This window comes from Adlercreutzia equolifaciens (assembly GCF_029076695.1).
In the GTDB taxonomy this organism is placed as follows: Bacteria; Actinomycetota; Coriobacteriia; order Coriobacteriales; family Eggerthellaceae; genus Adlercreutzia; species Adlercreutzia equolifaciens_A.
This window is the reverse complement of record NZ_JARFIK010000002.1, coordinates 998,275-1,012,462: the sequence shown is the minus strand read 5'-3', so window position 1 is coordinate 1,012,462 and position 14,188 is coordinate 998,275. Positions and strand designations below refer to the sequence as shown.

The following is a 14,188-nucleotide window of genomic DNA, read 5'->3' as shown; positions in this document are numbered from 1 at the left end:
GGTATGGCCATTTCTGTTGGCAAAGAGGGAGCGAAGCTTTTGTTTCCGAAGAATCCCGAAATTGAAACGGGCTCGGTCTTCAATAGACCGAGCCCGTTCTTGGCTGGTAAGAAATTAAACTAAGACGAGGGCCTTCTACTTCTTAACGTTTACCGTTTTGGCGGCAGACCAGGCGGAGTAGTAGTTCTTCCCGCCAACGGTCTTGTAAGTGCGCACCTGAACGTAGTACTTCTTGCCGCCCGTAAGCTTCGAGACGGTGAGAGAGCATTTCTTGCCCGCCGAGGAAGAGGCTTTTACGGTCTTAGTTTTAGCGTCCTTCATGCTCTTGGCGGTGGCATACCTTACCTGGTAGCCCGTAGTCTGCTTGAGATTGGCGGAAGAGGGCTTAGCCCACTTTACCGTAAGACTTTTCTTGCCCGCCTTTACCGAGCCCTTGATGGAGGTTCCCTTGGGATTGATTTTGAAGGTGGCGGACTTTGATCCCGCATAGGTTCCCTTGCCCGTGACAGTGACGGTCGCGGTGCCAACGGAGGTGTTGGCCTTGTAGGACACCGTGTAATCAGTACCGGCCTTGAGCGTCTTGCCGCCGAGCTTAACGCTCACACTCGGCTTGATGGCGCTACCCGTGAAGGTAGCCGTAGACTTGGAAAGCGAGAGAGAAGCGGAGGACAGGGAAGTCTTGGCGTAATCGACCCAGAAAAGGAAGGGATTCCCTAGGGCCTGCCAATCAGTCGTCAACACAGTGAGATAATAGGTTCCAGGGTTAAGCGCGGCAGTAGTGAACGTAGTGGCATCTGGTTCTTCGGCGGTACCTTGAGTAGTGGCGGAGCCGATAACGTTTTCTTGGCTATCCTCGAGCATGATTAAACCTTCGCCAAACGTGACGAAGGAGATCTCGAGCGGACTCTTTTTGGTAATCTTGATTTTGTAGTAATGTCCATCGAGAGCTTTTTTGTCGTGAGTTTGTGAGAACCCCCAAAAGAAGACCCCGAAAACATCCTTCTCTCCCATATTGATGAAGGGAGCTGTGTCTTTAGATCGGAGGTAAGAAGGAACCATTTGGCTCTCGGCCTCTCCCGATTCGATGCAGCTGTAGCCAACTCTTACCGTTTGCTTGTAGCCAGAGTTAAGGCTTAGGTAGCGAATATAATAATTACCCGCAGGAAGAATCCAGTCAGCTTTTACGGTGACGTTGTGGTCAACGTAAACAATATCAAGCATTTCGTCGTTGGAATTGTAAAGCGAGAAAACGCTGACATCGCTATATTTATTACCTCGATCGTATGAGTTAAGGCTGACCCTGATGTAGGAGATGGCGCTTAGCGAGAAGTCAAAGTCTAAGATTTGGTCAGAAATACTCGAAGTGGTGTAGGTTATAGCTTTGCCATCTTGTAGTCTGAAATCGGAATAGCTTGCCAAAGGAGTAATGGTTTTACGGTCACCAGCATTCTCCAGCGAGAGAGCCTCGATTTCATTTTGTGCGTCGCCGAGCATCTCGCTAGCGGCAATCGCGCTTTCCTCGTCCGTCAGCGTACTGACACTCTCTGACTCCGACTGCTCCATTGCTTTCTCAAGGGCAGCAATTTGCTCTACCCTCTTTTCATCCTGCGTTTCGTCGCCCCAAGCCTGCGAGGTGGTTGCCGCAGCTGAAATGGGGACGAGGGCGAAACTGAGCAACGCGGCGAGTGCGATGCTCGTTGTTTTCTTTCCGATTGTAGTCATCGGACCTCCTTCTTCCGTTCTCTCAACCGCCGGTAAAGTAACATGACACAACTATCGCTATCAGACATTTGGTAAAAAATGCCTGTTTACCTGCGAAAACACTACTTGAATCTTGTTTGGGATTCGGTAGACTTGAACCTGTGCTGGCGCACTCGTAAACGAGCTGGCAGCTTGAGGTTGCGAATAGGCGTCTTGGCTGCTCCTCCGACGGTTTGGACATGACAACCGTGGGGGCACCAGCGCAGAAGATAAGGAAGGTATCCGCCACAGTTACCACACTGCGTCGGGGCGCCGAATCACGGCAAACCACCAGAAAGGCAGATACCCTCCTTGTCGACGGTTCGTCCGTGAATGTATGAAATTGTGGCGCCTCCCTGACGGGTAACGCAGTGTGGTGAAGCCATTGTAGCACGCTGCGAATCCTGTGCCAGACTGATCATTGTCACTGGTGGAAGCGCCAATTGAGGTGCCGCTGAAATGGTCGAAGATTGCCCTTTCTTGGGAAGCAACCTTGTGCTAATATAGATCGCTGTATCTCTGCGCCAGACTAGTATTTCTATGCCCAAAATCAGGCGCAGCGGGAGAAAGGACTATCGCGTGGCTGACGCTGCCAAGAAAAATCCTGATGCAACAGAAGAGATTGTCGTTACCGATGTGGTCGAGGATATCGACGACCTCGACGATGACGATATGGAAAACGCTGAGCCGCCCGCCTCTGCCGCGGCCGAGCAGAATTCCGATAATCTGACGGAAGACAAAATTGAAGCCGGCATCGATTCCGAGGAGGACCTGCTTGAGGGTATCCCCGAGGAAGAGCTGAAGGCAACGGTGGAAGCGGCGGCACTGCCCAAGGTTACGCCGCGCACGAAGGCCAAGGCACGCACCAAGCGCAACGCCGATGCCAACGTCACCATGCTCACGGGCGACCCGGTGCGCATGTACCTCAAGGAAATCGGCAAGGTTCCGCTGCTGACGGCCGCCGAGGAGATCGACCTCGCTATGAAGATCGAGGCCGGCGTGGCCGCCACTGAGGAGCTGGAGAAGGCCGAGGAAGACGGCATCGAGCTGGATCGTCGCGAGAAGCGCCGTCTGGGACGCATCGAGCAGGTGGGCCTGGACGCCAAGCAGCAGCTTATCGAGGCTAACCTCCGCCTGGTAGTTTCCATTGCCAAGCGCTACGTGGGCCGCGGCATGCTGTTCCTGGATCTTATCCAGGAGGGCAACTTGGGTCTTATCCGTGCCGTCGAGAAGTTCGACTACACCAAGGGCTTCAAGTTCTCTACCTACGCTACGTGGTGGATTCGCCAGGCCATTACGCGCGCTATCGCCGACCAGGCCCGCACCATCCGTATTCCGGTGCACATGGTGGAAACCATCAACAAGCTGGTGCGCATCCAGCGTCAGCTGCTTCAGGAGTTGGGCCGCGAGCCAACCCCCGAGGAAATTGGCGAGGAAATGGGCCTGACCGCCGAGCGCGTCCGTGAGATTCAGAAGATCTCCCAGGAGCCCGTGTCTTTGGAAACCCCTATCGGCGAAGAGGAAGACTCCCAGCTGGGCGACTTCATCGAAGACGATGCCGCGGTGGTGCCTCCCGATGCTGCTAGTTTCTCTATGCTGCAGGAGCAGCTGGCCAAGGTGCTCGAGGGCCTGGCCGAGCGCGAGCGCAAGGTTATCAGCTTGCGTTTTGGCTTGGAAGACGGCCACCCGCGCACGCTGGAAGAGGTGGGACGCGAATTCGGCGTAACCCGTGAGCGTATTCGCCAGATTGAGAGCAAGACGCTGGCCAAGCTGCGCCATCCCAGCCGCTCCAGCAAACTGAAGGACTACTTAGAGGACTAGCTTGCTATGACCTGCAGGGCCCCAGAAATCTGGGGCCCTTTTCGTGACCGAGGGAATTTATGCCTACTTTTGCAACCCATGAGTTTTTCGCTACCTGCCTGCCAGGGGTTGAAGCGCTGCTGGCCGACGAGCTACAGGCGCTCAAGGTGCGTCGCACACGTCCTTTGAAGGGTGGCGTGGCGTTTTACGGCGAGGCAGTCGATGGGCTGCGGGTGTGCCTGTGGTCGCGGCTGGCTGGTCGTGTCACGGTGGTGCTGGGGCGTGTGGGGGCTGGCGACGCTGAAGCGCTTTACGAGGGCGTTCGCGCGTTGCCCTGGGAGTCTATTTTGGCTTCTGGCGCCTCGGTGGCGGTGCGTGCCACGGGGGTTAACGACGAGCTGCGCAATACGCAGTTCACGGCGCTGAAAGTGAAAGACGCCCTCTGCGACCGCATGGCCGAGACGGGCGACGCTCGCCCCGATGTGGATACCCAACATCCCGATGCCGCCATTGAAGTGCGGTTGCGCGACGCGAAAGCCACGATATCCCTCGACTTATCGGGTGGATCGCTGCATCGTCGCCCGTACTTGGCAGGCCGCAGCGGGGAAGAGGCGCCGGTGACGGTGGCCCAGGCGGCGGCATTGCTGGCGGCACTCGATGCGGCGCCGGTACTGCGTAACGGCGGCGGCCTGCTTGACCCCGCGTGTGACAACGGCGTGCTGGTTACCGAGGCGGCCTCTCTTGCCGCCGACCAAGCGCCGAATCTCCTGCGCGAGTCCTGGGGTTTCCGCGGTTGGGCTGCCGTATCGACGGAACAGTGGGACGACTTGCTCGATGAGGCTGATGAGCGGTTTGAGACAGGTCTGGCGAATCTCCTGGGGGCTGAGGATGCTCCATCGAAGAGTGCTGAGGCGGAAGTGGCGGAGACGCGCGGCGATGCTGCAGAGTCTCATGCCCAGGCGCGCATTGTGGGCCTTTCTGCCTCGTCACCGGCCGTCGCGCGGGCCCGTGACCAGGTGAAAGCTGCCGGCTTGCGTTCGGTGGTAAGTATCGAGGCTGCCACGGGTGAAGAAGCGGCTGTGGTTGAGGAGCGTCTTGCGGCAGTGCTGGGAGCATCGCCTTTGCTGGTGGCGCAAGTGGCGGCCGCGGGCCGCGCGTCTGATGACGCCCGCGCCGTGGCTGAGCAGGCCGCGTGCATAGCAGCGGCCCGACGGGCTCCTGAAGGATCTCGCTTCGGCTTTGCTGGATCGGGCGATTTCGCTGCCCGTTTCGGATGCGCTCCCGTGAAGAGCCTGGTGATTGGCCGAGGACGGTCGGAAACCACCATTGAATGCTTCGACGAGGCTCCCGTTGAGCCGGCGGTTATTACGGTGCCCAACCCCCAAGGCGGCACCGAGCTTGCCATCGAGGTAAACGAAGCCGGTGCTGCGCAGTTCGCCGCCCGTCTACGCAAAGTGGCGCGCGAGCGCCGGAAGTGGGCCCAGCGCGAAGGCGTGCACTGCTACCGCATCTACGATGCCGATCTGCCGGAGTACGCTGCAGCTATTGATCTGTACGAAGGTGCCGGCGATGCTCGGGGCATCACCTACGCCCATGTGGCCGAATACCAAGCGCCCAAGTCCGTGGACGAGGCCAAGGCCCGTGCCCGTTTCGAGGACATTTTGGCCATTGTTCCCGTGGTGCTCGGCATTCGTCCCGATCATGTGTTCTCCAAAGCGCGGTTGCGCGCTCGGGGCGGTGGCCAGTATCGCGATGCGGGCGGCCGCTCCTATGTCACGCACACCACGGAAAACGATCTGTGCTTCGAGGTGGACCTGGGTGGATACTTGGATACCGGTCTGTTCCTCGACCATCGCACGACGCGCGAAATGGTAGGTCGTATGGCCCAGGGGAAGAGCTTCCTCAATTTGTTCGCCTATACGGGTACGGCGACGGTCCACGCCGCTGCCGGCGGTGCGCGATCGACGACGACCGTGGACTTGTCCGGCACGTATCTGGATTGGGCGGCGCGCAACCTGGAGGCCAACGGCTTTGCAGCGGCCTATGCCGACGAAGAGGGTGGCCGTCGGGAGGGGAGAGCTGCTCGTGGTCTTCGTCGTTCCTCGAAGCCGAGCCAACACCAGTTGGTGCGGGCCGACGTTACGCGCTGGATTCAGGAAGCGCGTCGCACGGGCAAACGCTACGATCTCATCTTTGTCGATCCGCCTACCTTCTCTAATTCGAAATCGATGGGAAAGCGCACCTGGGATGTGCAGCGCGATCATGTGGAGCTGCTTATCGGCGTGTCGCGACTGCTGACGGCCGATGGCGAAGCGATATTCTCGTGCAATCTGCGCTCGTTCAAGCCCGACACCGAGGCCCTTGAGCGCTATGGCGTGGAAATCGAGGACATCACGGCCTCGACCATCCCCCATGACTTCGGGCGGAATCCGCGCATCCACCATTGCTATCGCGTGCGCAAGGCAAGAGAGGCAAGGTAGAACGCCTTTTTCGCCTCTGGCGAAAAAAAGTCTTGCAAACCCGCGGGGCTTCAGTATAATTCTATCTTGCGCGTTGGGGCAGTGGCCCCGCCGATTATTCCTCGGTAGCTCAACGGCAGAGCATTCGGCTGTTAACCGAAGGGTTGTAGGTTCGAATCCTACCCGGGGAGCCAGACTTTATGAACGAGCCCGTCAATTGGCGGGTTCGTTTTGTATATGCGCAAAATAGCGAGAGGAGAAACCCATGGAGCTTACCTTCAAGAAGGGGAATTTCGAGGATGCGGCCAAGGTGCGCCAGGCCGTCTTCGTCGAGGAACAGGGCTTCGAGGTTGAGTTCGAGGAGAGCGACCATCATCCGGATATGGTCCACGTGACGGCCTACGACCCCGAGGGCGTTCTCGTTGGCTGCGCCCGCGTCTTTCCCGCGGCCCTTGAGCCCAATCTTGACGATGCCCCCGGTCGCTGGGTCTTCGGCCGCTTGGCGGTGTTTCCCGAGCGTCGCGAAGGAGGCTTGGGGTCGCAGATCCTTGCCGCGGCCGAGCAGATGGCGGCTGAAGAGGGGGCGACGGAGATCCAGCTTCACGCCCAGTGCCGCGTGGCGCCGTTCTACGAACGTGCCGGTTATGTGGCCTGGGGCCCCATTGAGTTGGACGAGCACGTGGAGCACCAGTGGATGGGCAAGCAGTTAAGCGCACCTGACGAAAAATAACCCGTGCAAAGACTACCTGGTCGATGCAGAGCCGCTGGCCGGATTGTTCTTGAACAACAGGGTCAGCGGCTCTTTTTCCATCCAGGGGAAACTTCGCCTTGTTCGCCTGTTTCCCCTTGAGAGCGCCCGCGGTCTGCTATTATGCATAGGTGTGGCGCTTGAGTGGCGCTGCAGGTCCGAAGTGCGGGCGTGGCGGAATTGGCAGACGCGCCAGATTTAGGTTCTGGTGGGCAACCCCCGTGAAGGTTCAAGTCCTTTCGCCCGCACCACTCTTTCGAAGCCGCTTCCGTATAGTCTTCGGGTGCATGGGTGCTCGCAGGCGCGGCGAAAGGAGCTCGTCTTGGCAGTCCCCGGAATTTTTAAGAAGTACAACGAGGTCAGCTTGATCAAGCGTATTCTCGTTGGCTTGGTCATTGGCATCATTCTTGCCTTGATCATCCCCGGCAACGAAGTTATCACCTTGCTGGGATCGCTGTTCGTCGGCGCCTTGAAGGCCGTTGCCCCCATTCTTGTTTTCTTCCTGGTCATCAGCGCGCTGTGCAACGCGAAGACGGCCGGCAATATGGGCATGGTCGTGGTGCTGTACGTTGTCAGCACCCTGGTGGCCGCCATTGTGGCCCTGGTGGGCAGCGAGCTGTTCCCGTCCGTGCTTACCCTGGACACCTCCTCTATGGTGGAGCAGGCGGCACCGGAGGGCATCGGCGAGGTGCTTACCACCCTGCTCATGAACATTGTGTCCAACCCGGTTGATGCCCTTATCAATGCCAATTACGTAGGCATTCTTGCGTGGGCCATCATGCTCGGTATCGCTCTGCGCGTGGCCGGCGGCCAGACGAAGGAAGTCTTCGCCAACATTGCCGACGCCGTGTCCAAGGTGGTGCGCTGGATCATCAACTTGGCCCCCTTCGGCATTTTGGGCCTGGTGTACACCTCGGTGTCCACCTCCGGCATCGAGATCTTCTCCGAGTACGGTCATCTCATTGCGGTGCTGGTAGCCTGCATGGTGGTTATCGCTTTGGGCACCAACCCGCTTATCGTGTGGATCTGCACGCGCAAGAACCCCTATCCGCTGGTACTGCGCTGCCTGAAGGATTCGGGCCTCACCGCCTTCTTTACCCGCAGCTCGGCGGCTAACATTCCCGTTAACATGGAGCTTTGCCGCAAGCTGGGCCTGAACGAGGACAACTACTCGGTGTCCATCCCGCTGGGCGCTACCATCAACATGGCCGGCGCGGCCGTCACTATCACCGTGATGACCATGGCCGCCTGCCAGACCATCGGCCTGTCGGTGGATCCGGTGACCGCTCTTATCCTGTGCGTGCTGGCTGCGGTGTCTGCCTGCGGTGCCTCGGGTGTGGCCGGCGGCTCGCTGCTGCTCATTCCCATGTGCTGCGCCCTGTTCGGCATTGGCAACGACATTGCCATGCAGGTGGTGGGCATCGGCTTCATCATCGGCGTTATCCAGGACTCCTGCGAGACGGGTCTGAACTCCTCTTCGGACGTGCTGTTCACCGCCACGGCGGAGTACCGCCAGATGATCCGCGAGGGCAAAGAGGTCCGCATGGGCCACGACGCCTTCTCGGCCGACGAGCTGTCCTAGTGCCAGTGCATAGCTTGTTCTAGCGAAGACCCGCTTCGGCGGGTCTTCTTGTGTGAAGTTATGGTCACGCGAATAGCGTTGTGGCATAATAGCGAATCGGTGCGCTTCTGGGGGCTGTTTGTTCCGCAGACGCCCTAGAAGTGTCATGGGCGGCGCGAAGGTCGCGCCGTGCAAGGAAATGATGGAGGAACTATTCGTGGAAACAAAAGTTGAGCCCTTGGAGGGCAGCGAAGTCAAGGTAACCGTCACTGTGGATGCCGCCGACGTCGACGAGCGCATCGCCAAGGCTTACAAGGACTTTGCTCGCAAGTACAATTTCCCGGGATTCCGCAAGGGCAAGGCCCCGCGCCCGGTCATCGATAACGCTCTGGGTGCCGAAGCGGTGCTGGCCACCGTTACCGACGAGCTGGTGAACGGCGCTTACCCGCTGGCCATCGAGGCGGAGAAGCTCTGCCCGGCCAACAATCCTACGGTCAATGCCACCGAGCTGGTTGAGAGCGGCAAGCCCTACGAGTTCGATTTCACCATTAGCCTGCGTCCCGAGGTCGAGCTGACCAGCTACGACACCGTGGAGATCGAGGTTCCCTTCGCCGAGGCCACCGAGGCCGAGATCGAGGATCAGATGGACGCCATGGCCGAGCACTACACCGACTACGAGGACGCTTCGGCGGCCACGAAGATGAAGCCCGAGAACTACATGGACATGGCCGTCAAGGCCACCGATGCCGAGGGCAACGACCTGACCGCCATCTCCAGCGAGTCCCGTCTGTACGCTCCCGGCGCCGGCATGCTGTCCGAGGCCTTCGACGAAGAGATCATGGGCATGAAGAAGGGTCAGACCAAGGAGTTCACCCTGGAGGTGCCCGAGGACGAGAAAGCCATTCTCATGGCTGATCTGGCGGGCAAGACCGTCAACTTCGAGGTTACCTGCAACGTGGTGAAGAAGAAGGTCAAGCCTGAGATCACCGATGAGTGGGCCAAGGAGACCATGGGCTTCGAGAGCGTCGAGGACATGCGCAAGCAGATCACCGACTCCTTGACCATGCAGAAGGCCCAGATGCTTCCCCGCATCAAGGAGAACGCCATCATGGCTCAGCTGGTGGAGCGCTTCGAGGGCGACGCCCCGGCCGTTATGGTGTCCGAGGCCGAGGCTTCGCTGCTGCAGGACTTCTTCACGCAGCTGCAGCGCGCCGGCCTGACCTTCGATGCCTACCTGGGCAGCCAGGGCATCACGTCCGATCAGTTCAAGAAGGACCTGAAGGCTCAGTCCGCCGACCACGTGAAGGAAGAGCTGGCTCTGGAGGCCTGGGCTCGCCACAAGGGCTTCGAGGTCACCGACGAGGACATCACCGCCGAATTCGAGAAGAGCGGCGCCGAGGATCCCGCGGCTCTGCAGGAGGAGTGGCGCCAGGCCGGTCGCCTGCACCTCATCCGCCTGGGCTTGCTGCGTCAGAAGGCCATCGAGGACCTGATGGAGAACGCCGTGGCCACCGAGGTTGACTTTGCCGCCAAGGCCGCCGAGGAGAAGAAGGCCAAGAAGCCGGCGAAGAAGAAGACCACCAAGAAGAAGGCCGAGGAGGCTCCCGCCGAGGACGCCGAGTAAACGGTTTTCATCATTTGTTGATGCGAAGGGCGGGGGAGACCCCGCCCTTCTGCTGTGTTCGTTTGCTGGGCAATCTTGCGTTTCGAACGGATGTATAGCATCATACTGGTGAACTATGGAAAGGCCGCAGGTTGCGGCCCTCTTTGCGAAGGAGAGGTATTAATGAGCATCGAACGCATTGAAAGCATCGCGCGTCCCTATGGAAGCAGCTTCCAGGGTGCCAGCAACGCCCTGATCCCCTACGTTATTGAGCAGTCGCCCCGTGGCGAGCGCAGCTACGACATCTACAGCCGCTTGCTGAACGACCGCATCATCTTCCTGGGCGAGCAGATTGACGATCACGTGGCCAACTCCGTGGTGGCCCAGCTGCTGCATCTTGAGGCTACCGATCCCGATAAGGACATCTCCCTGTACATCAACTCCCCGGGCGGTTCGGTTACGGCCGGCCTGGGTATTCTGGACACCATGAACTTCATCAAGTGCGACGTGTCCACTATCTGCATCGGCGAGTGCGCCTCCATGGCCGCCGTGCTGCTTTCCTCGGGCACCAAGGGCAAGCGCTTCGTGCTGCCCAACTCCATGGTGCTCATCCATCAGCCCCTCGGCGGCGCCCAGGGCCAGCAGACGGAAATTGCCATCGTGGCCGATTTCATGCTGAAGACCCGCAAGCGCCTGAACAAGATCCTGTCCGAGAACACGGGCCAGTCCATGGAGAAGATCCAGATCGACACCGAGCGCGACAACTACATGACCGCGGAAGAGGCCAAGGAGTACGGCCTGGTCGACGAGATCATCTACCACCATGGCGCTATGCCCGGCGAGAAGAAGAGCGAATAATCTCTTATGAACCACCAGCACAATGATTTCGAGCCCCCCGAGGGCAACTATCACTGCGCCTTCTGCGGTAAGACGCCGCAGCAGGTCAATGCCATGATTTCGGGGCCCAACGGCATCTATATCTGCGATGAGTGCATTTCGGTGTGCGCCGATGCCATGATGCGCGATATGGGCTTTGCCATGGCCCAGGACATGGACCTTATGGAAGAGGACGCCCCCCGCGGCGCCTTCGGCCGCTGGGGTGCCCATGCCGCTCCTGAACCGACGCTCCCTATTGTGGACGACGAGCCCAATCCGGCCGAGGTGCTGGGCAGCCTGCCTACGCCCCACGAGCTCTACAACCGTCTGTCCGAGCATGTGGTGGGTCAGGAAGAGGCCAAAAAGGCCCTGTCCGTGGCCGTGTACAACCACTACAAGCGCATCTCCATGGGCGCGGCGGCCGAAGAGGGCGATGTGGAGCTGGCCAAGAGCAATATCATGCTCATCGGCCCCACGGGATCCGGCAAGACGCTGCTGGCCCAAACCTTGGCGCGCACCCTGCAGGTGCCTTTCGCCATCGCCGACGCCACCACCCTCACCGAGGCGGGCTATGTGGGCGAGGACGTGGAGAACATCCTGCTCAAGCTCATCACGGCGGCAGATTTCGACATTCCTCGCGCCGAGATTGGCATCATTTACATCGACGAGATTGACAAGATCGCCCGCAAGGCCGAGAACCTGTCCATCACGCGCGATGTGTCCGGCGAGGGTGTGCAGCAGGCCCTGCTGAAGATTGTCGAGGGCTGCGAGGCCTCCGTGCCCCCGCAGGGCGGCCGCAAGCATCCTCAGCAGGAGCTTATTCCCATCGACACTACGAACATCTTGTTCATCCTGGGCGGCGCCTTTGTGGGCCTGGCCGACATTGTGGCCCAGCGCGTGGGCACTACGTCGCTGGGCTTCGCCAGCGAGCTGCCCCAGTCGAAGAAGGAGTCCGAGGCCGAGCTGCTTTCCCAGGTGCTTCCCGAGGACCTGAACAAGTACGGCATGATCCCCGAGTTCGTGGGCCGTATTCCGGTTATCACCAGCTTGAACGAGCTGTCTGAGGAAGATTTGGTGCGCATTCTGGTCGAGCCGAAGAACGCTTTGGTGAAACAGTACACGCGCATGTTCGAGTTCGAGGACTCGCGCCTTATTTTCGAGGCCGATGCGCTGACTGCCATCGCCCACGAGGCCGTGGAGCACGGTACCGGCGCCCGTGGTCTGCGCTCCATTTGCGAGCGCGCCCTTATGGACGTCATGTACCATCTGCCGGAGTTCAGCGGGCCATCGGTGGTAACCGTGCGCGCCAGCGACATAACCGGCGAAACTACGCCTCAAATTCGCGCTATCGACGAGGTGGCGGCCTAAGACAAGAAGCGCGCGTCCTTCGGGGCGCGCGTTTTGGTTCCAGGAGTGATGTTCTGTGGCGCTTCCCAATTTGATTGCTTACGAGCGCCTGCTCCTGCATTCGGTCGGGCGGTTTCGCCCCCGTGGCCCGAAGCGCCCGCTGCGGGTAGGGCTGGTGTGCGCTTTGGAGGTGTACAGCGCCATTCCGTTTTGGCGCACGTTGCTGTCCTCCTGTGGGTTCGAGGTGGTTCTTTCGCGGCCGAAGCCGCAGGACCAGCCTGAACTTGTCCTGCCTATTCCTGCCGACAGCCTGTGCGAACCAGCTAAAGCTGCCCATCGACATGGGGCTTCATTGCTCAACGAGGACGTCGATGTGGTCATAATGCCATGGTTCGAGCGCGGCAACCATTGCCCGGTGTCGGCTTCGTACGGTGATGTGCTCGCGGAAGTGTGGCGTCGCACCGAGGCTAGCCGTCCTGTTCCCTTTATGGCTCCGCAGTTCAGCGTCCCCCGTGTCACCGCATGGGCGAAGAGGCCCGAGGACCAGAAGACCCTTTTCCGCCTTCTTACCGACTTGTGCGCCATGACGCCCGCAAGGACTGTCATGCGGAAGGATGCTCGGGAAAAAGGCGAGCGCGGTGCCGTGAGTTCGTTTTCGCCGCTGTCCCATGAGGAGTTCGAGGAGGCTCTGGCCGATGCGATGGCGGCCCAGGAGCAGTTCACTTCTTTGATGGAGCGGGAAACCGAGGAGGTGCTTGCGTGGCTCGAGGCCGACCCTGATCGCAAGGCGCTCCTCTTCGCAGGGCGTCCGTATCACGGTGATGCTGCTTTGGGCTCAGGATTCGATCGCGCCGCCGTGGAGGCCGGTTTTGCCGTGCTGGCTTTGAGCGGCTTGGGTCCAAAGTTGGGGCGCATTCCCGATGAGCTGCGCCGCCAAAGCCAGGACGCCTACCCGTGGAAACAGGCGAAGCGATTCCTGCGCGGCGCCTATTTCGTTCTGCAGCACCCCCAGGTTCATCTGGCCTGCACGTTGTCGTTCGGCTGCGGGTTCGACGCTCTCTCCGTTGAGGAGGCGCGCCTTCTGCTTGAATCGGGAGGGGCATCATTGGCGGTACTGTCGGTTGAGGGTTCTTCGGGCGAGGCCACGGCTAAAGTTCGCCTGCGCACGCTGGCGGCTTCATGCGACAGTCGCGGGAAGGGGATAGTGCCCTGCATTGGCCCGGAGCGCCCGCGGGACGAAGTCAAGCTGACGGAAGAGAGGCCGGCTGACGCAGGCGGCAGTCCTGAGCTTCGCTTTTACGATCGTCCTTTTACGCCTGAGACTATTTTGAGGGCGACAGACGGTTATCCCGACGGGGTGTGCACGGTGGCTCGCCTGATGGCGGCGCAGGTAGAGGCGCTGGCCGGTCCTGATGCCCCGAGCGGAACCGTGATCCTGCCCGCGGTATGCGAGAGCTGCTTGACCGAAGGCGTCCCCCACTTGGTGGAGCGAAGCTGCGCTGCAGCACCGGCCTACCGCTGGGAGCCCTGGATCTCACTGGCTGGTCATCGGGCTGCAAAACCAGCGGATCCCGGTCAGCGCTTTCGTGACGTGCTTCCTCCGATATCCGTGGGGCTGCTGGGGAACCCTCTTCTCGTGTTCGAGAGGGCTCTCAACGATGCGGTGGCGGATCAGATTGAAGCGGCTGGTTTTGCGGTGGCGTGGCCCGATCCCGCTTTGCTGGCAGGTGAAGATGTGCTTTACCAAGAGCAGATACGGAAGTTCTGGCAGCAGGGTGTTCGCCATATTCTGTACCTCATGCCCATGGGCTGTCTGAAAGGCCCCGTGCAGGTTCATCGCGCGTTGCCGCGCCTGCGTGAGGAGTACCCGGGGCTCCAGTTGACGGTTGTCGATTTCGATCTGAGCGGATCGTCGCTCAATCGTGCGAACCGCATTGCCCTGGCTCTGGCCCAGGCGCAAAGCGATTATACTGACTAGAGAATTATTAAGAGGCCCTCCGTGCCCCCTGCCGCTTTGGGGCGTGCTGGATGATTCAGGGTCTACTGAGGAAGGG

At 59.9% G+C, this 14,188-nt stretch carries 9 protein-coding genes and 2 tRNA genes; 10 read left to right on the top strand and 1 reads right to left on the bottom strand.

Annotation, left to right across the window (positions count from 1 at the left end; all coding sequences use genetic code 11):
* Positions 1-135 precede the first annotated feature (135 nt).
* Positions 136-1,722 carry a fibronectin type III domain-containing protein gene (locus PZH32_RS10065; RefSeq protein ID WP_275207960.1) on the bottom strand — a complete coding sequence of 529 codons (1,587 nt, stop codon included), beginning with the start codon at positions 1,720-1,722 and terminating at the stop codon, positions 136-138.
* 690 nt (positions 1,723-2,412) lie between these two features.
* Between PZH32_RS10065 and rpoD the strand changes: the two genes are divergently transcribed.
* From rpoD to PZH32_RS10015, 10 genes are all read left to right on the top strand, one after another.
* Positions 2,413-3,561 carry an RNA polymerase sigma factor RpoD gene (rpoD, locus tag PZH32_RS10060; protein ID WP_275208228.1) on the top strand — a complete coding sequence of 383 codons (1,149 nt, stop codon included), beginning with the start codon at positions 2,413-2,415 and terminating at the stop codon, positions 3,559-3,561.
* 59 nt (positions 3,562-3,620) lie between these two features.
* Positions 3,621-6,020 carry a bifunctional 23S rRNA (guanine(2069)-N(7))-methyltransferase RlmK/23S rRNA (guanine(2445)-N(2))-methyltransferase RlmL gene (rlmKL, locus tag PZH32_RS10055; protein WP_275207959.1) on the top strand — a complete coding sequence of 800 codons (2,400 nt, stop codon included), beginning with the start codon at positions 3,621-3,623 and terminating at the stop codon, positions 6,018-6,020.
* 98 nt (positions 6,021-6,118) lie between these two features.
* A tRNA-Asn gene (locus tag PZH32_RS10050) sits at positions 6,119-6,193 on the top strand.
* 71 nt (positions 6,194-6,264) lie between these two features.
* On the top strand, positions 6,265-6,729 hold the full coding sequence (locus tag PZH32_RS10045; protein WP_275207957.1) for a GNAT family N-acetyltransferase: 465 nt from the start codon (positions 6,265-6,267) through the stop codon (positions 6,727-6,729).
* A 183-nt stretch (positions 6,730-6,912) separates the two neighbouring features.
* A tRNA-Leu gene (locus PZH32_RS10040) sits at positions 6,913-6,998 on the top strand.
* 71 nt (positions 6,999-7,069) lie between these two features.
* Entirely contained in the window at positions 7,070-8,329 is a 1,260-nt protein-coding gene (sstT, locus tag PZH32_RS10035) for a serine/threonine transporter SstT (protein ID WP_275207955.1), read from the top strand.
* A gap of 196 nt (positions 8,330-8,525) precedes the next feature.
* Positions 8,526-9,932 carry a trigger factor gene (gene tig, locus PZH32_RS10030; protein WP_275207954.1) on the top strand — a complete coding sequence of 469 codons (1,407 nt, stop codon included), beginning with the start codon at positions 8,526-8,528 and terminating at the stop codon, positions 9,930-9,932.
* A gap of 162 nt (positions 9,933-10,094) precedes the next feature.
* A complete protein-coding gene (gene clpP, locus PZH32_RS10025) occupies positions 10,095-10,769 on the top strand; it encodes an ATP-dependent Clp endopeptidase proteolytic subunit ClpP (RefSeq protein ID WP_275207952.1) in 675 nt (224 codons plus the stop codon).
* A gap of 6 nt (positions 10,770-10,775) precedes the next feature.
* Positions 10,776-12,155 carry an ATP-dependent Clp protease ATP-binding subunit ClpX gene (gene clpX, locus PZH32_RS10020; protein WP_275207951.1) on the top strand — a complete coding sequence of 460 codons (1,380 nt, stop codon included), beginning with the start codon at positions 10,776-10,778 and terminating at the stop codon, positions 12,153-12,155.
* Between the two features lie 55 nt (positions 12,156-12,210).
* Entirely contained in the window at positions 12,211-14,112 is a 1,902-nt protein-coding gene (locus tag PZH32_RS10015; protein ID WP_275207950.1) for an acyl-CoA dehydratase activase-related protein, read from the top strand.
* The last annotated feature ends 76 nt before the right edge of the window (positions 14,113-14,188 follow it).